Origin of the sequence: Collinsella sp. BG-O-102, from assembly GCF_023656745.1 — a bacterium.
Classification (GTDB): domain Bacteria; phylum Actinomycetota; class Coriobacteriia; order Coriobacteriales; family Coriobacteriaceae; genus Collinsella.
The window spans coordinates 48,428-72,586 of sequence record NZ_JAMOKO010000005.1 but is presented as its reverse complement, the minus strand read 5'-3'; the positions used below and the strand labels follow the sequence as shown (position 1 = coordinate 72,586).

Genomic DNA, 24,159 nt, shown 5'->3' with positions numbered 1-24,159 from the left:
GTGGCCGGCCCATTCCAACCACGCGGTTACCTCTGATACCAAATTAGCGAGCTGCGGACTCGAGCAGTGCCTTGACCTCGGCGGCGGTGTTGCAGGCGAGCGCCTTCTCGGCGAGCTCGTCGCACTCGGCCTTGGTCCACTGACTGATGGTCTTGCGGGCGCGCAGGATCGACGGAGCGCTCATCGAGAACTCCTCCAGGCCCCAGCTGATCAGCAGCGGCTCGAGCAGCGGATCGGCAGCGGCCTCGCCGCACATACCGACCATGATGCCGGCCTTCACGCCGCTCTCGATGATGTTCTTGAGCGAGCGGAGCACGGCGGGATAGTACACCTGGTACAGGTTGGAGATGGTGTCGTTGCCACGGTCGGCGCACATGGTGTAGCCGATCAGGTCGTTGGTGCCGATGGAGAAGAAGTCGGCAACCTCGGCAAGACGGTCTGCGAGCAGCGAAGCGGCGGGCGTCTCGACCATGATGCCGACCTCGATGTTCTCGTTGAACTTGCGACCCTCTTCGGTCAGCTCGGCCTTGCACTGCTCGACGAGCTCCTTGACAGCCAAGACCTCCTCGACGCAGGTGACGAGCGGGATCATAATCTTGACGTCACCGAAGGCGCTAGCGCGCAGCAGAGCGCGGAGCTGGACCTTGTACTGGTCGGGATTGGCCAGGCAGTAACGCACGGCGCGGAAGCCCATGAAGGGGTTGTCTTCCTTGACCATATGCAGATACGGAATCTCCTTGTCGCCACCCACATCGAGCGTACGGATGATGACCGGAGCACCCTTGAGCGCGCTGGCGACCTTACGGTAGGCGTTGAACTGCTCCTCCTCGGAAGGAAGCTCGGCAGAGTCCATGAACAGGAACTCGGAGCGGAACAGACCGATGGCCTCAGCATCGTGATCGAGCGCGTTGGGCACGTCATCAGGGTTACCGATGTTGCAGGCGATGATCTTTTTGATGCCATCGGCAGTCACGGACGGCTTGCCACGGAAGGCCTCGAGGGCTGCCTTCTCGGCAGCGAAGGCCTCGGCCTTGGCGGTGTAGGCAGCGAGCGTCTCCTCGTCGGGATCGGCCTCAACGATACCCTTGCCACCGTCGACGACAACGGTCATACCGTTGCGCAGCGCGGTGCAGCTGTTGGAAACCGAAAGGACAGCCGGGATCTCGAGGGCACGCGCGATGATCGCGGAGTGCGACGTGCGGCCACCGGTCTCGGTGACGATACCGGCAACGTGGGCCTTATCGATCGTGGCGGTCATGGACGGCGTGAGGTCATGCACGACAACCACGGTGTTCTCGGGCAGGACGGAGAGGTCGACGACCTCCTTGCCCAGCAGCTCGGCCAGAATACCGGTGCGGATGTCGGCGATGTCGGCCGCGCGCAGACGGAACATCTCGTCGTCCATGGACAGGAACATGTTCTCGAACATGGTCGAGGTGTCCATGAGCGCCTGCTCGGCGCAGGTACCGCCGTCAATGGCGGCGTTGATGGCGTCGGTCATACCCGGATCCTGAGCCAGGACAATATGTCCGCTCATGATCTCGGCCTCGGCCTCGCCCACCGTCTCCTTCATGTGGTCGGCCTGAGCCTGGGTCTTCTCGCAAAAGACCGAAAGAGCGGACTGATAGCGCTCCTTCTCTGCTGCCGAATCAGCAACCTCGTGCGGCTCAAACGTCAAGTCGGGATCGACGGCGACCATGACGGTGCCGATACCGATGCCCTCGGAAGCGTTGACTCCCTGATACATTCCCATTCCTCTCTCCGTGTCATGTGATAAAGCGTTTTGCCATATCCATGACAAAAGAGCGCAGCTACCTTGCAACAGGTCACTGCGCCCCCAAATATGAACTTAGTTGTTCAACATGCGACCCGTTTGAGTTCTACTCGCCAAGACCGCTCTTGATGAGCTCGATGGCAGCAGCCAGAGCCTCGGCCTCGTCAGCGCCGTCGCACTTGACCTCGACCTCGGTACCGCAGGGGATACCAGCAGCCATGAGGGCCATCGGGGACTTACCGTTGACCTCCTTCTCGGGGGTGACGACAGTCACGTCGCAGGCGTACTTGCCCATGGTGGAGGCGAAGAGGCCGGCCGGACGCATGTGAAGACCCTGCGGATTGACGAGGGTAGCCTTCTCAGAAACCATAATTGACTCCTTTTTTGTGTTTAACCCCTGTCATGCATGCGGCAGGAGTCAGATTCACGACGTTGTTTATATTAACTCACATCAAACTGTTTTTCATTATGTTTCGCACGAATTGTTGGACAGATGTGTTTGTCGTCCGCTTGCTCGCCCACAGGGGGCCGGGCGTGGCCAGTGAGATTTCCTGCTCTACAGTCCTGCTCGCACGAAGAGCACATTAAGTGCTCTTCGGCTCGTGCGGAACTCGCGATAAATCTCGCAGGCCGCGCCCGGCCCCCTGTGGGCGAGCAAGCTGCGGAAACTCAGTCGGTCCAGAGCAATATCGTGCGAACGGAATTCTGGCTGATTTTTGTTCGCCTGGTTGAACTAGTTGAAGGGGCCTATCTGTACCCTTTTGTAAGTTGCGGTGAAATAGGGACTGAATTTGGGGTTGAATCGTTTACACAGTCCCTATTTCACCGCAACTTATTTGGGGATGAAAAAGGCGGAGGCCCTGGAGAGGGTCTCCGCCTTTGTTACAAGGGGCGATGTTATTCGCGTACCGTGGAATTAGACCAGGCGGGCGTTGATCGTCTTGGCGATCTCGGCGGCGTCGGTGGAACCCTTGACGGTGGCACGGAAGTCCTCGTCCATGAGCGCCTCGGCGACCTTGGACAGGATCTTGAGGTGCGTGGTGCCAGCCTGAGCGCCCGGGATGAGCAGGGCAATGGCAACGTTGACGGGAGCGCCGTCCATGGTGTCCCAACCGGTCACGCCAGAGTCGTCCTTGACGACGATGACGGCAGCCTCGGTGATGGCGTCGGACTTGGCATGCGGAATAGCGAAGCCCTCCATCATGCCCGTGGTGCCCTCGGCCTCGCGGGCCAGGAAGGCGTTCATAACGGCGTCGGCGTCGCCGGCGATACCGGCCTTGACGGCCTGGTTGGAAACAAAGCTCAAGGCCTCGTCACGAGAAGCGAAGTCCTCGGCGACAAAGACGTTCTCGACCTTCACGAAGTCGGAAGCCTCGGCCTTGGGGGCCTCGACGGCAGCGGCCTTGGGGGCCTCAACCGGCTTGGCTGCAGGAGCGGCCTTATGGTTCTTCTCGAAGTCGTACTTCTTGAAGGCCACGAACAGGATGCCACCGATCACGGCGCCGATGAGGATAGCGAGGACCCACAGCGGACCGTTCTCGACAACGGGCAGGACCAGGAAGCCACCGTGGGGCGCCGGATCATGAACGTTGAACATGATGGTCAGGATCGAAGCGATGGAGGAACCGAGCATCATGATGGGCATGACGGGCCAGATGTTCTTGGTCATGAACGGAATGGCGCCCTCGGTGATGTGGGTGCAACCAAGGATGAGGTTGACGACACCGGCGTCGTGATCCTCCTGGCTGAAGTACTTCTTGCCGACAACGACGGCGAAAGTGGTGATCAGCGGCGGAACGATGCAGGCGGCGGAGACGGCAGCCATGAAGTTGGTGCCGAAGTTGTAGGTGTCGGTACCGACACCGGCGGCCAGAGCCTCGGTGAGCATAGCGGTACCGGTGACGTAAGCAGCCTTGTTGACCGGGCCACCCATGTCAAAGGCGCACATGCAGCCGATGGCAAGACCCAGGACAACGGCGCCAGAGGCGGACAGGCCCTTGAGGAAGTCCATCATGGCGGTGTTGATGGCAGCCATGGCGCCGGAGATGCCGAGCATGACCAGACCGACGATGGCGGTCGAGAACAGCGGGTACAGGAAGATAGCCTTGAGGCCGTCCAGGTTCTTGGGCAGACCGGCAAAAACCTTCTCGAGCAGCAGGATGACATAGCCAGCGAGGAAGCCGCCGACGATGCCGCCCAGGAAGCCAAAGCCCACACCTGCGCCACCGGCGTCGATCATACCGGTATCGGCGTTAACAGGCAGACCCTGGATGGCGATCATACCGGCGACGAAACCGGGAACGAGCGCCGGACGCTTGCCGATGGATTCGGCGATGTAGGCGGAAAGCACCGGAACCATGAGGTTCATTGCGATGCCGCCGATGATCTTGAGCATCGCAGCAAAGCTGTTGTAGTCAGACGCCGTCGAATCGAAGGACGTAATGCCCCACAGGAACGAGACAGCGGTCAGAACACCACCGGCAACGACGAAGACCAGCATGTGGCTGACGCCGTTCATGAGGTGCTTGTAGATGATGTGGCCGATGGACTCCTTCTCCTCGACATCGTCCTCGACATCGGCGGCAGCTGCAACCGTGTCGTCACCCTTGGCGGCGAGCGCGCGATCAATCAGCTTACCGGCGGCCTCAACGGAAAGGGCCTTGGAAACACCAACGGAAACCATGGGCTTGCCGGCGAAACGCTCAGCCTGGACATCCTTGTCGGCTGCGACGACGACGGCCTTGGCGCCAGCGATCTCACTCTTGGTGAGCTCGTTCTCGACACCGACCTGGCCATGAGTCTCGACCTTAATGGTCAGACCGCGCTCGGCAGCTGCCTTCTCCAGCGCCTCCTTCGCCATGAAGGTGTGCGCAATGCCGGTCGGGCAACCGGTCGCGGCGATGATGTCAAACTTAGCCATGTGTCCCTCCTTCTTGAGTACAGCGCCCGCGGGCGCTCCCCTACACGCGCTTCGATGCGCGTTTTTCCACAACTGAAAGATACCAACCTACCGTCCGCGTGAGAAGAGACAAGGTGCAATTCTCCGGTGAAAGGTTCTTTCATAACCGTAAACGGTAGGTGAAAGTTTACCATCAACACCTGAAACGGCAAGGTGTATCTTGTAATTGAAAATGCCCGTATACTATGGCGTTGCAAATCAAGTTAGATTTTCATGCCAACCAGGAGCCATCCATGACCGATAGTAGCAAGAGCGCACTTTCCCTCATTAGTACCCATCAGGGATACAGCGAGTCCGAGCAGCGCATTGTCGACTATATATTGGAGCACCAGTCCGAAGCGCCACGCCTCACGGCCGCTCAGCTCTCGCGCGCTGCCGCCACGTCCGAGGCGACCGTTTCGCGTTTCTGCCGCAAGCTGGGCTTTGGTAGCTTCCGCAGCTTTCAGTTTTCGTTGGCGAGGGATTTGGAAAGCCAGCGTAACGAGGGCCTGACTGACGAGGTCTCGCTCGACAATATGGAGCAGAGCCTCAAGAACATCCTGGCTGCCAAGGTGAGCGAGCTTAATGCGACCATCGACGGCATTGATCACGACACGTTGGCCGCAGTTGTACACGCGCTTAAGAATGCCGGCGTTATTGAGTTCGCCGCCGTGGGCAATACAAACGCGGTCGCGCTCGACGCGACATTTAAGTTTTCGCAGCTGGGCCTGCGCTGCATGGCGAGCACCATTAGCGAAACATCAATCGGCTTTGCGCTCACGTTGCGCCCGGGTGACGTTATCGTGCTAATCTCAAACTCTGGCAAATCGCGCCGACTGAATCGCATGGCAAAAGCGGCTCGCAACTGCGGCGCAACCGTAGTCGTCATCAGCAGCGACAGTAAATCCCCGCTCGCGCGCCTGGCAGACTACACTTTTAACACCGTCAACCACGAAGCGCTGCTGACAACGGGCGACTTTGCGTTCTCTAAGATCAGCGCCACGATGATCATCGAAGTCATCTACAACTTCCTGCTGCCCGAGATTGAAGACGCTCGCGAGCATATCAGCTACTACGAGGAGCTCATCCAGCCGGATAAGGTCGTTGAGTAAAACGCGTAGTGGGACAAAAATTTCATTCTATTTTGTCCCACCAACACCGCTGATACGACCTAACCTCGAGCTTCTTCGAGCATCTGCTTCGCGTGGGCCAAGCTTGCCTCGGACTGATCGCCGCTCAGCATGCGGGCGATCTCGGCGGTACGCGCTTCGCCGGTTACCTCGTCCAAATGCGTCTGGGGAACATCGCCCGGTTCCTTGCTGACAACATAATGCTTGTCCGCCATGACGGCGACCTGCGCCAAGTGGGTTACGACAATCACCTGATGCGTAGCGGCGAGATCTGCCAGCACGCCCGCGAGTGCACGCGCCGTGGAGCCACCGACACCAGCATCGACCTCGTCAAACACCAGCGTATCGACACCGTCCGCGTTACCGAGGACAACCTTGCTTGCCAGCATGACGCGGCTAAGCTCGCCGCCCGACGCAATGCGGCGCAGGGGGCGCGGCGTCAAACCGGCACCGCTGCGGTATAGCAGCTCGTAGCTCGAAGGACCAACGGGCGTCCACTCAGCACGGGGAAGATCGCGCGACTCCCAGACGAGCTCGGCGCCACCCATCTCCAAGCGAGCCATCTGGCGGCCGACCTCGTGGCAGAAGCGCGGGGCCGCCGTATTGCGAGCGCGCTTAAGTGCCCTGGCAGCAGCGAACAGCTCGCGCTCGGCGCTCCCGAGTGCCTCACGCGCCTTTTTGATCTGTTCATCGCCATCATCGACCAGCGACAGCAGCTCTTGTGAGCGGTCGCGCATGGCAAAGACATCGTCCATGGTCGGACCCCACTGACGCAGCAGGCCCTTGAGGTCGGAATACCGCTCGCGCATGCGAGCGAGCTCGCGAGGATCGAAGGCAACCCCATCGCGATAGGAACGAAGTTCGTTCGCGCAATCCTCAAGAGAGATGCAGGCATCCGAAAGTGCATCGGCAATGTCGCCCAGTTTGCGATCGACGGTAGCCATTCGGGAAAGCTCTGCCACGGCGCTGTTCACGGCATCGAGCGCTCCCCCTTCGGCGGCAAGCGATGCATGGGCATCGTTAGCTGTGGCAACCAGTACCTCGGCATGTTCGGAGCGCGGCAGCAATTCCTCGAGTTCCTCATACTCGCCCGGCTTAGGGTCGACCTCGCCGATGCGCTCGAGGGCAAAGCGCGCCTCCTCGACACGACTCCCCTGCGCACGCGAGGCCTCCTCAACGCGACGGACCTCCTTGGCAGCCGCGCGCGAGGCTTTAAAGCAAGTACGGTAGTGCTCGAGTGCCTCGAGCGCAGAGCGCCCCGCCCAGGCATCGACCATCGCAACGTGATGCGATGGATCGAGCAAGCGCTGATGCTCGTGTTGGCCGCACAGATCCATCATCACGCCAACGCGCTCCGAAAGCTCGCGCACGCTGGCGATGCGGCCGTCAATCTTCACGCGGCTGCGGCCCTCGGCAGAAAGGCTACGCTGTACGGTGAACCCCTCCGTGTCGTGCGGCCCGTCAAACAGGCGCGCCTCGACGCTCGCCAGCGCCTCGCCCTCGCGCACCGTCGACGAATCCGCGCGCTCGCCCAAAATAAGCTTGAGCGCCGAGAGCAGTGCGGTCTTGCCAGCACCGGTCTCACCGGTCAGGACGGTCAAGCCGGCACTCGGCACCAGCGTCGCCTCACGAATGAGTGCAATGTTAGAAACCTGCAGCTCATCGATCATGACGGACTCCGTAGAATACGCGGCTCACCGAGTTGTAAAAACTCTCGGGGCCGTAGTCGAGCAGCAGCACATCGCCTGGGCCTCGGCGCACGGCCACGCTCTCGACCGTGCCGTCGCAGGTAATAAACTGTCCATCGATAGCGATCGCCGGAACGCTCGGGCGATCATCGGACATAAAGATTTCGACGACATCACTCGGCGAAGTCAAGAAGGCACGGGCCTGAATGGTGTGCGGCGCAATGGGTACGCAGACCATACCCGTATAGTCGGGGCTCACAATGGGGCCACCTGCACTGAGCGCGTACCCCGTAGAACCAGTCGCCGTGGACACGACCACGCCGTCGCCACGCAGTCGATCGATATGGTGGCCCGACACCGTGATGTCGAACTCAACCATATCGGACAGGGGGCCGCGCGTGAGCGCCATGTCGTTGAGGGCGAACGTGCGCACGACATCCTTCGTGCCATCGTCGCGCACGGACACGATATCCGCGGCGATGGTGGCGCGACGGCTCACGTGCAGCTCGCCGGAAAGGGCGTCGCTCACGACCTGCAGAATGTCGCGCTCCTCGGGGCTCGCAGCAGTTAAAAAGCCCAGGTGACCATAGGAAAGACCGAGGATAGGAATCTCGCGATGGTTGAGGATGCGGGCAGCGCGCAGCAACGTACCGTCGCCGCCGAGCGTAATGACCAGATCGGAGCCGTCAATATCAGGCGTGCTTTGAATCTTCGATCGCTGGTCGGCAGCCCATGCGACCTCATAGCCCTGGCGCGTCAGCCAAAGCTCGAGCATCAGGCCGCTCTCGACCGCCTCTTGCTTGTAGTAATTGGGAACCAGAAAGACCTTCATAGCGTTGCAGCTTTCTCGCTCAAAACCGATACCTGGGATTGCAGCACGTCTTGCGAGCGGTCGCCAGATTCAAATCTCGTGCCGTACAGGAAAAACTCAACGTTGCCCTTGGCACCATGAATGGGCGAAACGCACACATCGACCGGGAACAGCCCCTTGGCAGCAAAGAGCTCAACCGCCGCCACGAGCGTATCGCGGCGCACAGCGGGATCGGTCACAATGCCGCCCTCGCCCACCAGCGCCGCCGGAGCTTCAAACTGTGGCTTTACGAGCGTGCAGAATGCACCCGTAGGCGCCAGGCACGCCAGTACCGCATCGATAATGTTCGCGATGCTGGTAAACGAGACATCACACACAGCCAGGTCGATGGCGCCGGCATAGCCAAGCTCAGGCAGCTGCGTCACGTTTGTGCGCTCATGCAGCGTCACGCGATCGTCCTGACGCAACGACCAATCGAACTGGGCGCGACCCACGTCCACAGAGACAACGGTCGCAGCTCCGCGCTTGAGCAGGCAATCGGTAAAACCCCCGGTAGAGCAGCCCACATCCAGACAGGCAAGGCCCGTCGGATTGATGCCAAACGCATCAAGCGCGCCTTCGAGCTTAAGACCGCCGCGGCCAACATAGGGAATGCGCCCCTTCACGTGCAGCGGCAGCCCCGGCATCACCTTAAGACCCGGCGAAGTCAAGCGCTCACCGCCACTCGAGACCAAGCCGGCCATAAGAGTGCGAAGGGCATCCGCGCGATCGGCGCAGATGCCCTGTGAAATCAGTTCGTCATCAAGACGCACGCGTTTCATGAATGCCATCAACCATTCGTATCCGGAGATGCAGCCTAGCTATCCTGGGATTCGTTTGCCGCATCCTCATCGTATTCCTGCTCGAGCTTGTCGGCCTCACGCGGCGTCAGCTCAAACTTATCGACCATATCGACCGCGCGGGAGCCCAGCTCAATCGCTTCGTCAAACAGATCGAGTGAACGCTCCAAGGACGTATCCTTGGAGCGAACGGTAGCGATGATCTGGTCCAGACGGTCCGAGATCTCATCAAAGTTGCGGACGGAACCCTCTGGCATGGCTACTCCTCGACGGAGTCGGCCTCGACGGCCTCAGCAGCGTCCGCATCCTCGGCCAGCACACCAGCCTCAGCCTGGGCAACCGCAACCTTAGCGGCAGCCTCGGCAGCCTGTGCCTCCTCGCGAGCGCGATCCTCGGCCAGCAGCTCCTGGTATAGGTCCTCGCCCGGCAGTTCCTCGCTGCGAGCGATCTTACCCAGAACGCCGTTGACGAACGACGCGGACTGGTCGGTGCCATAGGCCTTGGCAAGTTCGACGGCCTCGTTGATCACGATGGCGTCCGAGACCTCCTCGTCGGTGAGGAAACGCATCTCATAAACGGCGATACGCAGCAGATTGCGATCGGCGCCGGGCATGCGCATAAGATCCCAGTTCTTGGCAACGGAGCGCAGGGCGCAGTCGATGCGGTCGATATGCTCGTAAGCACCGCGGCACAGCTCCAGCGCATAGGGGTCGAGGGGACCCTTCGAGATCAGGAAATCACCCTCGAGGACGCGCTCGAGCGGGCTGTCCGTGGCCTCGGCCTGGAACAGCAGCTGCAGCGCCTGACTGCGGGCAAGCGTACGCCCGCGATAAACCTTAAGGCTCAAAGGTTACTCCTTGGGGAAAACGAGGCCGTCGATGCAAACGTCAACGCGCTCGACCTCGACGCCAACCTGGGCATCGATGGCAGCGACCACGGCGGCGCGAACGGCCTCGGCGAGTTTCTTGAACGGATAGCCAAAGAACACCACGACACGCACGGTGAGTGCGAGCTTGTCGCCGACGACCTCGGCCTCGACCGCCGGCTCAGAAGCCGGGGCCTTGGACGAGAGCATCATGGAGACAAGGTTGGTGGCAAGGTCCTTGACGCCAACGGAGGCGATGCCCTCGACATCGGACACGGCGCGCGAGACGATGGCGGTCAGAACATCGGGCGAAATGCCGATGCCGTCAATCTTGATTTCCTGGGGCATGAGTCCTCCTAGAAGAGTTGGTTGCTAGACGCGGGAGACGAACTTGCCGTCGCGGGTGTCAACCTTGATGACCTCGCCCTCGTTGAGGTACATGGGGACCTGGATGACAGCGCCGGTGTCGATCGTGGCCGGCTTGGTGGAACCCTGGACGGTGTCGCCCTTAAAGCCCGGGTCGGTCTGGACGATGGTGGTCTCGATGAACATCGGCGGGGTCACGCCCATGAGCTCATCGTCGGCGAAGAGCAGCTGGCAAATGTCGTTCTCGCGCAGCCACTTGGAGTTCTCGCCCACCATGTCCTCGGGAACGGGAACCTGCTCATAGGTCTCGTTGTCCATGAAGATGTAGTCGGCGCCATCGTTGTAGAGGTACTGGAACTCACGGGTGGTGAGCATGACGCTCTCGAACTTGGTGCCGGCGTTGCAGGTGTTCTCGACGACGCGGCCGCTCTTGATGTCGCGGGTCTTGTAGCGCACAAACGCGCCGCCCTTGCCCGGCTTGACATGCTGAAACTCGACGATGGTGTAGACCTTGTCCTTGATGCGGAGACCGAGGCCGTTCTTGAAGTCGGCGGTAGAAATGGTAGGCATAGCGACCTTTCTTGTTATGGGCAGAACGCACAAGCGTCCAAATTACATACGACCGAAATTATACACTTGCAGACGGCGCCTGTAGCGAGCGCATAAAAAGAGAACGCGGGGCGTCCGAATCGATCCGGACGCCCCGCCCCAAAAATCTATCGAAATGGGCTAGCAATCGATGACGTGCAGGTCGTGCGGGGTCTTGGTGAAGGGCTCGTAGCCGTTCTCGGTGACCACGCCGTAGTCCTCCAGACGCACGCCGCCCACACCGGGCAGGTAGACGCCGGGCTCCATGGTGACAACCGAGCCGACCTCGATGGTGTTCTTACTGCGGTTGAAGTTGGGCAGCTCATGGATGTCGATGCCCACGCCGTGACCCAGACCATGGTTGTAATAATCGCCATAACCGGCATCGCCGATGATCTTCTTGGAAAGCTTGAAAATGTCGTTGCCCTCGACGCCCGGATGGATGGCGGCGACGCACTCCTCGTGCGTACGGCGCACGAGCGCGTACAGGTCGAGCTGTTCCTGGGTAGGCTCGCCCATCACGACAGTGCGCGTCATGTCGGAACGATAATCGCAGTAGCCCGCGCCGTAATCCATGAGGACGAAGTCGCCCTTCTCGATGACACGGTCACTCGGCACGGCATGCGGGTTGGCGGTGTTGGGCCCGCTCGCCACAATGGAGCCGAAGGCCAAGCTGTCGGCGCCGTTGGCGAACATAAAGTTCTCGAGCTCGTTGCGAACCCGCTTCTCGGTCATACCGGGCTTAATAAAGCCGAGCATGTGCTGGAAGGCGGCGTCGGTGATCGACTGTGCGTGACGCATGAGCTCGATCTCCTCGGCATCCTTGATGGCGCGCATCTTGCGGATGTCGTCGTGCATCAGCGGCAGCATGCAGGCGACGGAACGGTCCTCCAGGCCGCGCTGAATACCTTGGTAGAAGTTAATCTGCATATCGTCCTCGACAGCGCAGACACGGCACTTGTTAGCCGCGATCTTGCCGGCGACCCAGCCGGGAATGGTACCCTCGTCCATGTCGTAGACCCAGGGGCTGCCGGCGGGCGTGTTCTCCTCAAAGCTGTTGAGGTAGCGCGAGTCGGTGTGGAACAGGCACTGGTCGACCGTAATAAACGCAGCGTGCGGGAACTCGAAGGTGTAGTCGAAGACGCCCTTCACGCCCGTAAGCCAACGAAGGTTGGCCTCGTCGCGCACCACGATAGCGTCGTAGCCGCGCTCGGCCATCAGGGCATGGACACGCTCGATACGACCGGCAGGACCGGCAGCAAACTCAGACATGCAGATTCCTTTCTTGTTGTCTCTATATAGACGGGACGGGTCTCAACCGAACGACGGAATCGCATGCGATCCGCAACCGATAGAAAACCCGCCCCTCAACATGATACGAAAGACGATGGATGTCAATAAATCTTAGAGAAGTTCTTTGCGAGAAGCCAAGTAGGCGTGAGCATGGCGCTCAAGAACCTCGTCCTCAACGCTCGTTAGGCGAATGGCACCGAGTGCTGCGGGCAGCGGCAGCATGCTGCGGTTTGAGCGCGCGAACTGCTGTCTGCGGAACTCCTCGATATATGCGGCAGGCTCCAGATCGAAGGCAAGTTCCTCGATACCAAAGTCCTCCAGGCAGTCATCGACCTCAAAGACGTAATCGATATCAAAGTCGCAGGCATCATGTGCTAGGCGCGCCTCAAAGCGCATGCCCTCGGATAACAGCTGATAGGCAGGGACCTGCGAAGCGGCATCACCCAAGCAAGCGCGCAAGGTACGCTCCCCCGTCTTACCAAAATCGAGCGCATGGCGGGCGCTCGGGTTCGTGGCCATCAGTACGTCCTTGCGGGCAGTCTGAGACCATTGAACGGCATTGACGAGCGCGACCTCCTCGCCCGCGAGAATCTCGGGGACGGTCTCAGTAAACTGATTCCAGCGGGACTTGCTGCTCGAAAGCATGGTGCCAACAAGTACCACATAGCCGAGCTTAAGGTCCTCGGGGTCCGCCTCGCGAACAAGGTCGAGGTCACACACGACCAAGCCCGGTTCGGGACGGAACGCGATAGCGGGAAGCGCATTCGCCGACGAGGCGACGAGCGGCTTCATGGTCGTCGCGACCGTGAGCATGGCGTCGAACGTCGTCGGCAGTAAGGCGCACTCGGTGCGACCGCACCACTGATTGGCACACCAACAAACGACCGAGCAGGTCGCTGTATCGCCGACAGCGACAACCAAATCGTCGCAGGTAATGCCGTTAGCCGACAGGGCGCCAAAGACGGTATCGGCATCGACCAGCGTGGCACCAGCAGGCGAAACCTCGAGGACTAGCGGCGACACGACAAAACCGGCGTCGACCAGCGCATGCTCGACGACTTCACCAAAACGCTCGGATGTGGCGGAGTTCCAAACCACCATCGCGCGCTTAGGTTTGCCCACAGCCGAGGCAAACATGCGCGACAGCTCATCGAACGCGCCCAATCCGACGCGGACATCGACACTGCGGTTTTGGAAATTGATCAGTTGACGGCGAATCATAGCAGTCCACGCTCCAAAAGCATCTCGGCACAAAGGTAGGAAACGTCCTCGAAGGACTTGTTGCGAATATCAAGGGTAAGGTCGGCGGCCTGGCGATACAGCGGACGGCGATGCTCAAACAGGCGCGCAGCGTGCTCGGGCGAACGGAAATCGGGGCGCGTGTCGGACCGACGAATCTGGCGAATCGAATCCTCGAAGTCACCCTCGAGGTACACGCACGTACCCATTTCGTGCATCAGCTCAATATTCACCGGCGTTTCGACGATACCGCCCCCGCACGAAACCAACAGGCTGCGCTCGCTTTGGAGCGAACGGAGCGCCGAGGTCTCGAGCTCGCGAAAACGACCCTCACCCTCGGTCTCAAAAATCTCGGTTACCGACTTACCGCAACGGCGCACGACCAGGCGGTCGGTATCGATAAAACGCCGCTTGAACATAGTGCCGACGTTGCGCGCGAGCGTCGATTTGCCCGCGCCCAAAAAGCCGATAAAGAAGATATGGTCACAGCCGTGTTTGGTATGCTGGGACATAGCGAGACCTATTCCTCGCAGGGAAGGTCGCGCAAGGCCCGGTGCTCAAAGATACGGAAGATCTGCGTATACCACAGGTCCTGCGTCGCCTGCGGCTTTACCAGGATGGTATCGACGCCGGCGAAGTTGCCGCTCCACACGTCCGTGTAGAGCTGATCACCGATCAGCACCGCCTCGTCGGCTGTGGCGCCGAGGCGTTTAAGACCCGCCTTGAGGGCAAACGGCGCCGGCTTCATGGCGTGGCTGATGGCCTCGAGTCCCAGCTCGCGTGCAGAGCTCATGACCTGGTCGCGATGCCAGTTGTTGGACACCATGCACAGCTTAAAACCTTTGGCGCGGGCGGCGTCGAGCCAAGCAGAAACCGCGGCGGGAACCTGCTCGGTGTCGCGCGGCACCAGGGTGTTATCGCGATCGAGCAGAATGGCGCGTTTGCCATCGGCCCACAGGGTATCAAGGTCGATGCGATCGACCGAGGCAACGTATCGTTTGGGGCTAAAAATCCTCATGTTAATTCCAAGACTGTTGATGCTCTTCGTAGGTTTGCGAGAAGTACTCCTCGTCCTGCGTAATGTAGAAATACAGGTCCTCGGAGTCGATCGGCTCAAGCGTGGCCTTGAGTGCCTCGAGCGACGGAGAGCAGATGGGCGTGGGCGGCAGACCCTCGTGTTTATAGGTGTTATACGGACTATCGCTCTGCAGGTCGTCGGCGGTAACCTCGCCACCGGTGACATACATCATGGTCGCATCGCTGTTGAGATAGCGCAGACCGTCGAGCTTGCCGGCAAGGCGGTTGTAGAAGACCGAGGCCACGTGCGCGCGCTGGTCGGCGTTGAGGCCCTCGCGCTCAACGATAGAGGCCAAGTTGACGATGTCGTAGTCGGACATCTCCACGCCATAGCGCTCCTTAATCTTGGCTTCGCAGTTCGCAAAGTCAAGCGACTTGTACTCGGTCTTAAACTGATCGAGCATAGCGCGAATCACGCCATCGGCCGTCGGCGAATCACCCAACGAATAGGTCTTGGGGAACAAGAAACCCTCGAGCGAGTCGTTAGCGGCGCCCTTAAGGAAGCTATAGTCGTCCACGTAGTTGGAGGCCTTGGCCTGGTTGAGGAAGTCTTCCTTAGAGATGCTGTCGTAGGCCTGGGCCACACGGTCGGCGACTTGATCGACCGTCAGGCCCTCAGGGATAGTCAGCGCATTGGAGCCCGCGTTGGGGCCTTCCATGAGCTGCTGAACAACCTTGGTCGCATCCATGAGTGTGGTGAACGAATAATCACCAGGCTTGAGCGACATATCGGCGTTGAGCTTTTTCACCGCCGCATAATAATCCTTGGGATTTTCGACGATATGATTCTCGGAGAGAATCGAAGCGATGCTGTCACCCGAGGCACCGTCGGGAATCGTGATAGTAACCTGCTGGCCTGCAACGACTTTCGCACCCTCACCGCCAAAGAAGCCCTTGAAGGCTGGCACGACAAAGAAAACGATCGCGACAAGCGCAAGCACGGCAACAACGCCACCGATAATCATAGGCACCGGGGAGCTTTTCTTTTGAGCACCGCGACGAACATGCGTGTTGTAGCTCGAGCGGGTCGCCGGAGCAACGCCATGCGAACCACGAGCGTGATGCGAATGCGATTGGGGGGCCTGCGTTCGCTGGGTAGGTGCCTGCTGCTTAAAGCGGGTGCCGCCTGCAGGCTGGGCCGTACGAGCAGTGGGCTGCTGAGCCGCGTGAGAAGCCGAATGCTGAACCGAACGAGCAGAAGGCTGCTGACCCGTCCGTTGAACAGGTTGGGCCGAACGAGAGAAGGACTGCGCCGGGCGCGCGGCAGGCTGAGCTGCGCGCTGAGTCGGCTGTGCCGGACGCTGGCCAGGCTGGGCAGGGCGCGACGCCGGCTGCTGTGTACGATTCGGCTGGCGCGGATCGGAAGCACTAGGCATGCGAAACCTCCTCGTTTTTACGATCGAGCCACGTCTGCAAAAACAGGCTGGCGGCAATCATGTCGATCTTGCCCCTCATCTGCTTTTCGTTGAGTCCCTGCTCGCGCAGGATACGCTTGGCCTCTTGCGAGGACAGACGCTCGTCCTCAAACTCCAACGGAAGATCGAGCTCGTCGGCAATCTTTTGCGCCACAGCGGCAACGCGCTCGGCCTGAGGGCCGGGCTCACCGGCCATGGTCAGGGGACGTCCGCTTACCAGGATGTCGGGCTCATAGTCCTCAACCAGGTAGCGGAACGTCTTGGCCATACCGGTGACCTCGGCAGCCGGAAGCACCTTGACGGGCATCGCCATCTTGCCATCACGGCTCGAGACGGCAATGCCGATCCTGGTCTCCCCTATGTCCAGCGCAAGCGCGACCACAGTGACTTCTTAGATTCTTAGGCGCCGAGTGCGGTCTTAGCGGCCGCGAGGGCATCGGCGATACCGGCAGCGTTCTTGCCACCGGCCTGGGCCATGTTGGGACGGCCACCACCGCGACCGTCAACCAGGCCCGCGATCTGCTTGATCACGTTACCGGCGTGGAAACCGGCCTTGACGGCGTCATCGGAGCCGGCAGCGAGCAGGGCCGGAGTGCCCTTCTCAGTCACGCTGGCGACGACACAAGCGACAGGGCCGGCGACCTTCTGATGCACGGTATCCCATACGTTGCGGAGGTCGGCAGCCTCAAGGCCCTGGAGCTCAGCGACAACGAGCTTATAGCCGTCGAGCTCGACGGCGACCTCGATGGCGCTGGAGATGGCGTCGGAGGAGCCACCGGTCAGAGCCTTCTTGAGCTTATTGGACGTCTCGCGCAGCTCGGCCTGCAGGTTCTCCACGCGAGCGGGAACCTCATCCACGCGGCACTTGAGCGCAGTAGCAGCGGCGTCAAAGAGTGCCAGGCGGTCGGCCATATAGTCGAGGGCACCCTTAGAGGTCACGGCCTCGATACGGCGGACATTGGAGCCCGTGGAGGACTCGGAAATGATCTTGAACAGGCCGATCTCGGCGGTGTTGGCAGCGTGTGTGCCACCGCAGAGTTCGCGGGAGAACGGCTGGTCCTCAGCGCCCACGGAGACAACGCGGACGACGTCACCGTACTTCTCGCCAAACAGGGCGACAGCGCCGGCAGCCTTAGCCTCGTCGATGCCCATGACACGGGTCACGACCGGCTTGGAAGCGAAGATCTGCTGGTTGACCAGGTCCTCGACAGCCTTGAGCTGCTCGGAGGACAGGGCCTCGAAGTGTGTAAAGTCAAAGCGCAGGTGCTCGGGCGTCACCAGCGAGCCGGCCTGGGAGACGTGCTCGCCCAGGACCTGCTTAAGGGCAGCGTCGAGCAGGTGCGTGGCGGTGTGGTTGCGGCGCAGGAAGCCACGGCGCTCGGCGTCGAGCGCGGCGGTCACGGTAGCACCGACGGTCAGCGTGCCCTCGGCGGCGTGCGCAACGTGGGCATACAGGCCGTTGTGGATCTTGGTATCGGAAACGGTCAGCGAAACGCCCTCGGCGGAAAGCTCGCCGGCGTCACCCTGCTGGCCGCCCATCTCGGCATAGAACGGGGTGCGGTCGAGCACGACCTCAACATCATCGCCCGCGGCAGCGGACTCGACGGACTCGCCGTTGCGCACGATGGCGACAACCTTGGCGCCTTCGATCACATCGTTGTCATAGCCGTCGAACTCGGTCGCAGCGACCTTGTCCGAAAGCTCGACCCACACATCGTTGAAGCTGCCCCAGGCGTCGCCCTTGGCATTGGCGCGAGCACGGGCCTTCTGGTCCTCCATGCAAGCGGTAAAGCCGTCCATGTCGACGTCGTGGCCGGCGGTGCCGGCAATCTCGACGGTCAGGTCGATGGGGAAACCAAAGGTGTCGTGCAGCTTAAAGGCGACATCACCCGGGAGCACGGCGCCATCGGCAAGCGCTGCCAGGGCCTCGTCCAGGTAGACGCGGCCGTTGTCGAGCGTCGTGGAGAAGCGCTCCTCCTCAGAGGCGACGATACCCTTGACGAGTGCGACGTTCTTGAGCAGCTCGGGATAGGCCTCGCCCATCTGAGCGTTGACCTCGTCGATGAACTTGGTTAGGAAGGCACCCTCGATGCCCAGCAGGCGGCCGTGGAACACGGCACGGCGGAGCAGACGGCGAAGGACGTACTCGCGACCCTCGTTACCGGGGAGGATGCCGTCAGAGATCATAAAGTCGACGGCACGGGAGTGGTCGGCGATGATGCGCAGGGAGCGGCTGGCACCGGAGTAATCGTCGGCGTCATAGGTCTTGCCGCTGATCTCCTCGCCCAGCTTGATGAGGTGCTGCATCAAATCGCCGTCGTAGTTGGCGGTCTTGTGCTGCATGATGGCGGCCATGCGCTCCAGGCCCATGCCCGTATCGAGGTTGCGGTGCGGCAGCTCCGGCATGGAGCCGTCCTCCTGGCGGTCGTACTGGGTAAACACGAGGTTCCAGAACTCAAGGAAGCGGTCGCAGTCGCAGCCGGGCTTGCAGTCGGGGCTGCCGCAACCGACCTCCTCGCCCATGTCAAAGTAGATCTCGGAGCACGGACCGCAGGGGCCGGTGGGGCCGGCAGCCCAGAAGTTGTCGTCCTCGCCCAGGCGGGAGATGTGGTCCTCGGCAACGCCCAGAGAACGCCACACGTCGTGGGTCTCGTCGTCCTCGGTAAAGACGGTAAAGTACAGGCGATCGAGCGGCAGCTTGAACTCCTTGGTGATGAGCTCGAAGGCCCAAGCGCAAGCCTGCTGCTTGGAGACGCCGCCAAAGGAGAAGTCACCGAGCATCTCGAAGAACGACAGGTGACGGCCGTCCTCGCCGATGCAGTCGATGTCGTTGGTGCGGACACACTTCTGGCAGGAGATCGCGCCGATCTCCTTCATGGTCTTCTTGCCCTGGTAGTACTCCTTAAACTGGTTCATGCCGGCGTTGGCAAGCAGCAGCGAGGGGTCGTCGGGAACAAGGGACGAAGAAGGATAGAGCTTAAGACCGCGCTCCTCAAAGAAGTTGAGGAACTTGGAGCGGATCTCGGCCGTAGTCATTGACGGGTAGTCAGCACTCATAGAGGGAATCTCCTCGGTTTCACATCGAAACAGTTCAAACGTAACGATATTACCATCCCGCCGCGCAAGTGCAAAAAAGAGGGCCGACATAAAGCCGACCCTACAGCGAAAGTGCACGTTATTTAGGAGTATGCGATGCATTGAAAAAGGCTACTATAGAATTACATATAAGATTCACCCGGAAGGAGCGATCGATGAAAAGCAAACGATTTGTCCTGAATGCACTTCTGGTTGTAGCACTTTTAGCGCTTTTGGCTTTCTCCTGCTGGTACGCAAACCAACCAGCATTTGGCTACGTATTGTATGCAGTAATGTCCGGCGATAAAGCCTATTACACTCTACGCGCAATTGACGTTCTCTTTTTCTATGTAGCCGGCCCCTTATCAATCGCTTTTCTCGCGTTTCTTGTCATTTACAACTTCAAGAAACGCTAGCGGTGCCTATTTGGAATCCGAATCGTCCATGGAGCCGTCGATGCCGGTTTTGGTATCGTCGTCCGAGTTGGAGTCATCGTCCTTGGCGAAGGGATTCTTGAAAAAGCTCGTCGCATCGGGCTGCAGGCCCGAGAGCTTGATCCAGGGATTCTCGAGCTCGGGCTTGGGCATCGCCTGGGCCTCGGGCGCGGTCTCGTTGCCGATGAGCTCGGACTCGTAAATGAACGTATCGTCTCCAAGCGCGTCGTAGGCGGCGACCGGGTTGCCCTCGGCATCGCGATATGGCGTGCCCTTAAATACAGCGCCGTCGTATGCCACGAGCTGGCGACCGGTCTCGTTCTCAAAGTAGTAGACGAAAATGCCCTTGAGGGCCGCGCACAGCGGAATGGCGATGACCATGCCGATGGGACCCATAAGTGCCGAACCAATAACGAGGGCCGTCAGGCTCATGATGGGATGCACCTGCACCGAACTCTGCATGACCTTGGGGGAAATGACGTTATCGGTGACGTTTTGAGCCACCATGGTCACAACGAGCGTCCACAACGCCAGCATGGGGCTGAACATAAAGCCAAGCACCGTGGCGATAGCCGCGCTTACCCAGGGACCGACAACCGGGACCAAGTGCATGATGCCGGTAAAGATGGCCATGAGTGCCGCGTAGGGATGGCCAATGAGCGTAAAGCCGATAAAGGCGAGGATGCCACCGCAGATGGACGTCACGACCATGCCGCGCATATAACCGCCGACCGAGCGCGAAAGAATCGCGACCATAAAGCGGTACGAGGTCTCTTTTTCCTGTCCGATGATGGTACAGACCTCGTGGTGCATACGGGGATAATCGCAGGCAAGCCAGTAGGCAAGCACCAAACCCAGGAAGATTACGAACAGCTGCGAGGCCGTGTTGGTGATCAGCGGGAACACGCCGCGACCGAGCTCAGCGGCGATTTGCGATACGTACTTGGACGCCACAGTAACCAGCGAGGACAGATTATCGTCCAGGTACTCCTTGAGCGGCGTGTTGTTGAGCGTCTTAGCGTGCGAAATCATCTCGTTGAGATCACCGCCCGCAACGCGAAGCTGCTCAGGCAGACGGCTCAGGACTTCCATAATCTGACCGAGCAAAATAGGCGACAGGATGCAGACGACGCCAACGAGCACTGCCACAACCACGATCAGCGCGATGAGCGAACCGATGCCACGACCGACGCCGTGATGCTCGAGCCAGTTAGTGATCGGCGACATCACAAAAGCGATGATGGAACCGACAGCGAGAAACTCGATAACAGGCGCCAGGATACCCATAAGGTTAAAGATGACGGCTGCGATGACAATGCAGCCAACGACAGCCCAAATGCGAAGCGTCAGAATACGAGTATCGCGCAGCGTGCGGTCGGTTTGTTGGGGGTGCTCAATCATGAACGAACCATCACTCCGTCGGGGTCGATCTTGTCCTGTATCTTCTTAAGGGTACGGCGCAGCAGGCGCGAAACCTGCACCTGCGAGATACCCAGCTTCTTGGCGATCTCGATCTGGGTCATGCCCTTCACAAAGCGCAGCTCGATAACCTCACGCTCACGCGGCGAGAAATCGCGGATGGCTTCCTCGATCACCAGGCGGTCATCGGTAAAATCGAGCTCGTTGTCGTCATCGGCATAGCGGTCGAGAATCGAGGGGGCATCATCGGAATCGGACGCGCCAGGAGCCTCGATGGGCACCGAGGTATAGGCCGAAGACGATTCCATGGCCTCCAGCACCTCGTCGACGGTCACACCCAGGTACTCAGCGATTTCTTCAACCTTAGGCGAGCGCTGCAACTCATTGGTGAGCTTGTCGGTGGCCTGGTTGACCTTGGCAGAAAGCTCCTGCAAACGGCGCGGCACGCGCACGCTCCAGCCCTTATCACGGAAGTGACGCTTGATCTCGCCCAGGATGGTAGGCGTGGCAAACGTGGTGAACTCGAGTCCGCGCTCAGGGTCAAAGCGGTCGATAGCCTTGAGCAGGCCCAAATAACCAACCTGCATCAGGTCATCGAGCGGCTCGCCGCGGTTCTTAAACTTGTTGGCAAGAAACCTTACCAGGTTCATGTGGGACATGACGAGCTGCTCGCGTGCGTCCGGGTCACCGGTCTCTTTATAGCGACGAAACAGCTCGCGGGTTTTCTCCTTGTCCCAAGCGGTCTTACCGCTCCGGGAACGTTCGGTCATATTAGATATCCGCCTTGAGGTCGAGGGAAAGCGTCAGGGGCGCCGCAGTCTTTTCGTAGGAGTCGCACACGCTCGCCAAAATGAGCTCGGCATACACAGCGGCCTGGTCATCCTCGTCGACGGTGGCCTGGTCGCCAAAGGTAAAGGTCATGCCAACGTGAGATTCGTCGACATCGAATTTGATCGAGATGTCATCGGAATCAACAGCCGTGCAGCCGAAAATAAATGCTTCCTCGGCAGCCATACGAATGTCCTCGATGCGATCGACGGACATGGAGCAGAGCGCACCGACATTTGCCGCCGTCATGCGCACAAGGCGCGCCAGACGCGGGTCGCCGGCAACGGTCAGCGTAATGGGGCAAGTTGCTTCGCTACTCATCGCAGGACTCCTCAGAGGTCTCGGCGGGCGTGTAGGTGTAATACTGGGCTGCTTTAGCAGCAGGCTTCTGTGCATCATTGTCACCAGCAGCGACATCGTCCCCGGCTTCGCCAATCAGGACACGCTCGGTCGGCTGCTCGGCTTCTTCGGCAGCGGAAAGCTTGCACTCAGCGTCGGCCGCGGGAGCCTTCACCTTGTTAAAGAGTTTCTGCACGGCACCTGCCGCAGAATCAGTCACGCTCGACACAGCATTGCTGGCCTCGGCCATGCTACCGGTGACCTCAGAAATGTCGCGAACCACGGCTTCGACCTCTACGAGATTGGAGGTAAGGGCATCAACTGCCGTCTTGCTCGACTTAAGCAGCGGCTCCATCTGGGCAAGCGCCGGCGTAAGCTCATCGACAGCGCCATCGAGCTTTGCCACCACAGGCTGAGCCTCGGCGATGGTGTTGTTGAGGTCGTTAACGGTCTTATCGAGCGAGTCGACAACGGTGCGGGTCTTGCGCAGGGTAAGCGCGAGCTCAACGATGGCCCACACGCCGGCAACAGCGAGCAGCAGCAGGGCGATTTGAATGGGACTCATACAAGCCTCCCAAAGGAATCGATATACAGACGGTTTCCATGGTACCCCAAAGGGGACCGAACATGCCATGAGCAGCAACGTGGGACAAAATTATCAGCAGCTACTTCGGTGCATTCCCGCTGCGGTCGCGTTCACTTTGCTCTACGCGCCATTCTTCCCAACCGCGGCCGGCAGGCTGCCAAAATGCACCGCGTTCCAAGCCTTCGGGCAAATAGCGCTGATCGACCCAGCCTTCGGGATAATCGTGCGGATACTTATACACACCGTATTCATCGCTGCCCGGGCGATGGCGATCGCGCAGGTAGCTGGGCACCTCGCGAAGACCACTGCTGTGGATATCGGCTAGCGCCGCATCGATCGAGGCCTCGCACGCATTGGACTTGGGCGCCAAGCACACATAGAGCGCAGCTTGTGCAAGGTTAATGCGACATTCAGGATAGCCAATAACTTCAGCAGATTTAAAGGCAGCATGCGCCACCAAAAGCGCCTGCGGGTCGGCGTTGCCAACATCCTCAGAAGCGTGAATCATAATGCGGCGAGCGATAAACTTAGGATCCTCCCCAGCATCGATCATGCGCGCGAGCCAATAGATCGTGGCATCGGGGTCGCTACCGCGCATAGACTTAATAAACGCACTGATGATGTCGTAGTGCATGTCGCCGTTTTTGTCATACGTAAAGCCGCGACGCGGGTTGGCGATCTTCACGTCATCCACGGTGATGGGATAGCGCTCCCCCGCCGCAGGCGCTGGCGTTCCCTCGGTATCGGGACGCGTGACGGCAATCTCGCTCGCAAGCTCAAGCGTCGTGAGCGCCGAGCGAGCGTCACCCGCTGCCAGCGTGCAAATGGTCTTGACCGTATCCTCATCGGCCGAGAACTTACCGTTCAAACCCTGCGGTGCCTCAAGCGCACGTTCAATAAGCGTGGCGATATCCTCATCCTTCAGATGCTCAAGCTCCACGACGCGACCACGTGAGAGCAGTGCCGAGTTGACCTCGAAGTACGGGTTCTCTGTCGTAGCGCCAATCATAATGACGGTACGGTTCTCAACTGCATGCAGCAAGGCATCCTGCTGCGACTTAGAGAAGCGGTGAATCTCATCGATGAATAGAATGGTGCGGCGGTCGTACGTATTCAGGCGCGTCTTGGCCTCATCAATCACACGACGCAGGTCCTTCACGGTACCCGTGACGGCGCTGACCTCGACAAACTCGCTCTTGGTATGGTTGGCGATAATGTGGGCCAGCGTCGTCTTGCCCGTACCGGCAGGCCCGTACAGAATCACGCTCGAAAGCACGTCGTGCTCGATCGCGGCACGCAGCCATGAACCCTTACCGACGGCCTTTTGCTGGCCCACGTACTCGTCGAGCGAATTGGGGCGCATGCGCACCGCAAGCGGCGCATTCTGAAAGGAACGCTCGCGCGTCGAAGCAGAAAAAAGGTCGTCCATAGCCATCCCGTGTATCAATCAAAAAC

24 protein-coding genes are annotated in these 24,159 nt (G+C 60.0%); 2 read left to right on the top strand and 22 right to left on the bottom strand.

Going from position 1 to position 24,159, the window contains the following annotated elements; genetic code table 11:
* Positions 1 to 43: 43 nt before the first annotated feature.
* The 3 genes from ptsP to NBH09_RS03830 form a co-directional block, all read right to left on the bottom strand.
* Positions 44 to 1,747, bottom strand: coding sequence for a phosphoenolpyruvate--protein phosphotransferase (ptsP, locus tag NBH09_RS03840; protein ID WP_035138206.1), 1,704 nt, complete (start codon positions 1,745 to 1,747; stop codon positions 44 to 46).
* Between the two features lie 133 nt (positions 1,748 to 1,880).
* Positions 1,881 to 2,144 (bottom strand): HPr family phosphocarrier protein, encoded by a 264-nt coding sequence (locus NBH09_RS03835; RefSeq protein WP_022094575.1) that lies wholly within the window; start codon positions 2,142 to 2,144, stop codon positions 1,881 to 1,883.
* A gap of 546 nt (positions 2,145 to 2,690) precedes the next feature.
* A complete protein-coding gene (locus NBH09_RS03830; protein WP_250787104.1) occupies positions 2,691 to 4,694 on the bottom strand; it encodes a fructose-specific PTS transporter subunit EIIC in 2,004 nt (667 codons plus the stop codon).
* A gap of 272 nt (positions 4,695 to 4,966) precedes the next feature.
* Here NBH09_RS03830 and NBH09_RS03825 point away from each other — a divergent pair, with 272 nt between their 5' ends.
* Entirely contained in the window at positions 4,967 to 5,824 is an 858-nt protein-coding gene (locus NBH09_RS03825) for a MurR/RpiR family transcriptional regulator (protein WP_250787103.1), read from the top strand.
* Between the two features lie 59 nt (positions 5,825 to 5,883).
* Here the strand turns inward: NBH09_RS03825 and NBH09_RS03820 are convergent, their stop codons facing one another.
* The 14 genes from NBH09_RS03820 to alaS form a co-directional block, all read right to left on the bottom strand.
* The gene (locus NBH09_RS03820) at positions 5,884 to 7,512 is read right to left on the bottom strand and encodes a DNA repair protein RecN (protein ID WP_250787102.1); all 1,629 of its coding nucleotides are present in this window, start codon (positions 7,510 to 7,512) and stop codon (positions 5,884 to 5,886) included.
* Complete coding sequence (locus tag NBH09_RS03815) at positions 7,502 to 8,362, bottom strand: NAD(+)/NADH kinase (RefSeq protein ID WP_117746039.1); 861 nt, start codon at positions 8,360 to 8,362, stop codon at positions 7,502 to 7,504. Before NBH09_RS03815 ends, NBH09_RS03820 begins: the two co-directional genes overlap by 11 nt.
* Positions 8,359 to 9,162, bottom strand: coding sequence for a TlyA family RNA methyltransferase (locus NBH09_RS03810; protein WP_195444370.1), 804 nt, complete (start codon positions 9,160 to 9,162; stop codon positions 8,359 to 8,361). The genes NBH09_RS03815 and NBH09_RS03810 overlap by 4 nt, the downstream gene beginning before the upstream one ends.
* A 35-nt stretch (positions 9,163 to 9,197) precedes the next feature.
* Positions 9,198 to 9,437: an exodeoxyribonuclease VII small subunit gene (locus NBH09_RS03805; protein WP_006233978.1), complete on the bottom strand. Its 240-nt coding sequence runs from the start codon at positions 9,435 to 9,437 to the stop codon at positions 9,198 to 9,200.
* Positions 9,438 to 9,439: 2 nt separating this feature from the next.
* On the bottom strand, positions 9,440 to 10,027 hold the full coding sequence (nusB, locus tag NBH09_RS03800; RefSeq protein WP_195503162.1) for a transcription antitermination factor NusB: 588 nt from the start codon (positions 10,025 to 10,027) through the stop codon (positions 9,440 to 9,442).
* Positions 10,028 to 10,030: 3 nt separating this feature from the next.
* Positions 10,031 to 10,393 carry an Asp23/Gls24 family envelope stress response protein gene (locus NBH09_RS03795; RefSeq protein WP_006233982.1) on the bottom strand — a complete coding sequence of 121 codons (363 nt, stop codon included), beginning with the start codon at positions 10,391 to 10,393 and terminating at the stop codon, positions 10,031 to 10,033.
* A gap of 24 nt (positions 10,394 to 10,417) precedes the next feature.
* Positions 10,418 to 10,981, bottom strand: coding sequence for an elongation factor P (efp, locus tag NBH09_RS03790; RefSeq protein WP_117806186.1), 564 nt, complete (start codon positions 10,979 to 10,981; stop codon positions 10,418 to 10,420).
* Between the two features lie 159 nt (positions 10,982 to 11,140).
* Positions 11,141 to 12,271, bottom strand: a complete 1,131-nt coding sequence (locus NBH09_RS03785; protein WP_250787101.1) for a M24 family metallopeptidase — start codon at positions 12,269 to 12,271, stop codon at positions 11,141 to 11,143.
* 132 nt (positions 12,272 to 12,403) lie between these two features.
* Entirely contained in the window at positions 12,404 to 13,513 is a 1,110-nt protein-coding gene (locus NBH09_RS03780) for a hypothetical protein (RefSeq protein ID WP_250787100.1), read from the bottom strand.
* Positions 13,510 to 14,043, bottom strand: coding sequence for a shikimate kinase (locus tag NBH09_RS03775; RefSeq protein WP_250787099.1), 534 nt, complete (start codon positions 14,041 to 14,043; stop codon positions 13,510 to 13,512). The genes NBH09_RS03780 and NBH09_RS03775 overlap by 4 nt, the downstream gene beginning before the upstream one ends.
* Positions 14,044 to 14,051: 8 nt before the next feature.
* Positions 14,052 to 14,549 carry a YqeG family HAD IIIA-type phosphatase gene (locus NBH09_RS03770; protein ID WP_250787098.1) on the bottom strand — a complete coding sequence of 166 codons (498 nt, stop codon included), beginning with the start codon at positions 14,547 to 14,549 and terminating at the stop codon, positions 14,052 to 14,054.
* Between the two features lies 1 nt (position 14,550).
* Positions 14,551 to 15,984, bottom strand: coding sequence for an endolytic transglycosylase MltG (gene mltG, locus NBH09_RS03765; protein ID WP_250787097.1), 1,434 nt, complete (start codon positions 15,982 to 15,984; stop codon positions 14,551 to 14,553).
* The gene (gene ruvX, locus NBH09_RS03760; RefSeq protein WP_035138185.1) at positions 15,977 to 16,405 is read right to left on the bottom strand and encodes a Holliday junction resolvase RuvX; all 429 of its coding nucleotides are present in this window, start codon (positions 16,403 to 16,405) and stop codon (positions 15,977 to 15,979) included. Before ruvX ends, mltG begins: the two co-directional genes overlap by 8 nt.
* Positions 16,406 to 16,422: 17 nt before the next feature.
* On the bottom strand, positions 16,423 to 19,080 hold the full coding sequence (gene alaS, locus NBH09_RS03755) for an alanine--tRNA ligase (protein WP_250787096.1): 2,658 nt from the start codon (positions 19,078 to 19,080) through the stop codon (positions 16,423 to 16,425).
* Positions 19,081 to 19,274: 194 nt separating this feature from the next.
* Between alaS and NBH09_RS03750 the strand changes: the two genes are divergently transcribed.
* Positions 19,275 to 19,514: a hypothetical protein gene (locus tag NBH09_RS03750; protein ID WP_250787095.1), complete on the top strand. Its 240-nt coding sequence runs from the start codon at positions 19,275 to 19,277 to the stop codon at positions 19,512 to 19,514.
* A gap of 6 nt (positions 19,515 to 19,520) precedes the next feature.
* Here NBH09_RS03750 and NBH09_RS03745 read toward each other — a convergent pair whose 3' ends face one another.
* From NBH09_RS03745 to NBH09_RS03725, 5 genes are all read right to left on the bottom strand, one after another.
* Positions 19,521 to 20,933 carry an AI-2E family transporter gene (locus NBH09_RS03745; protein WP_118237450.1) on the bottom strand — a complete coding sequence of 471 codons (1,413 nt, stop codon included), beginning with the start codon at positions 20,931 to 20,933 and terminating at the stop codon, positions 19,521 to 19,523.
* A complete protein-coding gene (locus NBH09_RS03740; RefSeq protein ID WP_118237452.1) occupies positions 20,930 to 21,721 on the bottom strand; it encodes an RNA polymerase sigma factor SigF in 792 nt (263 codons plus the stop codon). The genes NBH09_RS03745 and NBH09_RS03740 overlap by 4 nt, the downstream gene beginning before the upstream one ends.
* A gap of 1 nt (position 21,722) precedes the next feature.
* On the bottom strand, positions 21,723 to 22,100 hold the full coding sequence (locus NBH09_RS03735) for a hypothetical protein (protein ID WP_022094590.1): 378 nt from the start codon (positions 22,098 to 22,100) through the stop codon (positions 21,723 to 21,725).
* Positions 22,093 to 22,683 carry a hypothetical protein gene (locus NBH09_RS03730; protein WP_161160184.1) on the bottom strand — a complete coding sequence of 197 codons (591 nt, stop codon included), beginning with the start codon at positions 22,681 to 22,683 and terminating at the stop codon, positions 22,093 to 22,095. The genes NBH09_RS03735 and NBH09_RS03730 overlap by 8 nt, the downstream gene beginning before the upstream one ends.
* A 100-nt stretch (positions 22,684 to 22,783) precedes the next feature.
* Entirely contained in the window at positions 22,784 to 24,133 is a 1,350-nt protein-coding gene (locus tag NBH09_RS03725) for a replication-associated recombination protein A (protein WP_152068063.1), read from the bottom strand.
* Positions 24,134 to 24,159 lie beyond the last annotated feature (26 nt).

Bases quoted from the DNA above. Each gene is read 5' to 3' on its own strand.
- ptsP (WP_035138206.1), bottom strand. From the start codon at position 1,747: ATGTATCAGGGAGTCAACGCTTCCGAGGGCATCGGTATCGGCACCGTC.
- NBH09_RS03835 (WP_022094575.1), bottom strand. From the start codon at position 2,144: ATGGTTTCTGAGAAGGCTACCCTCGTCAATCCGCAGGGTCTTCACATG.
- NBH09_RS03830 (WP_250787104.1), bottom strand. From the start codon at position 4,694: ATGGCTAAGTTTGACATCATCGCCGCGACCGGTTGCCCGACCGGCATT.
- NBH09_RS03825 (WP_250787103.1), top strand. From the start codon at position 4,967: ATGACCGATAGTAGCAAGAGCGCACTTTCCCTCATTAGTACCCATCAG.
- NBH09_RS03820 (WP_250787102.1), bottom strand. From the start codon at position 7,512: ATGATCGATGAGCTGCAGGTTTCTAACATTGCACTCATTCGTGAGGCG.
- NBH09_RS03815 (WP_117746039.1), bottom strand. From the start codon at position 8,362: ATGAAGGTCTTTCTGGTTCCCAATTACTACAAGCAAGAGGCGGTCGAG.
- NBH09_RS03810 (WP_195444370.1), bottom strand. From the start codon at position 9,162: ATGAAACGCGTGCGTCTTGATGACGAACTGATTTCACAGGGCATCTGC.
- NBH09_RS03805 (WP_006233978.1), bottom strand. From the start codon at position 9,437: ATGCCAGAGGGTTCCGTCCGCAACTTTGATGAGATCTCGGACCGTCTG.
- NBH09_RS03795 (WP_006233982.1), bottom strand. From the start codon at position 10,393: ATGCCCCAGGAAATCAAGATTGACGGCATCGGCATTTCGCCCGATGTT.
- efp (WP_117806186.1), bottom strand. From the start codon at position 10,981: ATGCCTACCATTTCTACCGCCGACTTCAAGAACGGCCTCGGTCTCCGC.
- NBH09_RS03785 (WP_250787101.1), bottom strand. From the start codon at position 12,271: ATGTCTGAGTTTGCTGCCGGTCCTGCCGGTCGTATCGAGCGTGTCCAT.
- NBH09_RS03780 (WP_250787100.1), bottom strand. From the start codon at position 13,513: ATGATTCGCCGTCAACTGATCAATTTCCAAAACCGCAGTGTCGATGTC.
- NBH09_RS03775 (WP_250787099.1), bottom strand. From the start codon at position 14,043: ATGTCCCAGCATACCAAACACGGCTGTGACCATATCTTCTTTATCGGC.
- NBH09_RS03770 (WP_250787098.1), bottom strand. From the start codon at position 14,549: ATGAGGATTTTTAGCCCCAAACGATACGTTGCCTCGGTCGATCGCATC.
- mltG (WP_250787097.1), bottom strand. From the start codon at position 15,984: ATGCCTAGTGCTTCCGATCCGCGCCAGCCGAATCGTACACAGCAGCCG.
- alaS (WP_250787096.1), bottom strand. From the start codon at position 19,080: ATGAGTGCTGACTACCCGTCAATGACTACGGCCGAGATCCGCTCCAAG.
- NBH09_RS03750 (WP_250787095.1), top strand. From the start codon at position 19,275: ATGAAAAGCAAACGATTTGTCCTGAATGCACTTCTGGTTGTAGCACTT.
- NBH09_RS03745 (WP_118237450.1), bottom strand. From the start codon at position 20,933: ATGATTGAGCACCCCCAACAAACCGACCGCACGCTGCGCGATACTCGT.
- NBH09_RS03740 (WP_118237452.1), bottom strand. From the start codon at position 21,721: ATGACCGAACGTTCCCGGAGCGGTAAGACCGCTTGGGACAAGGAGAAA.
- NBH09_RS03735 (WP_022094590.1), bottom strand. From the start codon at position 22,100: ATGAGTAGCGAAGCAACTTGCCCCATTACGCTGACCGTTGCCGGCGAC.
- NBH09_RS03730 (WP_161160184.1), bottom strand. From the start codon at position 22,683: ATGAGTCCCATTCAAATCGCCCTGCTGCTGCTCGCTGTTGCCGGCGTG.
- NBH09_RS03725 (WP_152068063.1), bottom strand. From the start codon at position 24,133: ATGGACGACCTTTTTTCTGCTTCGACGCGCGAGCGTTCCTTTCAGAAT.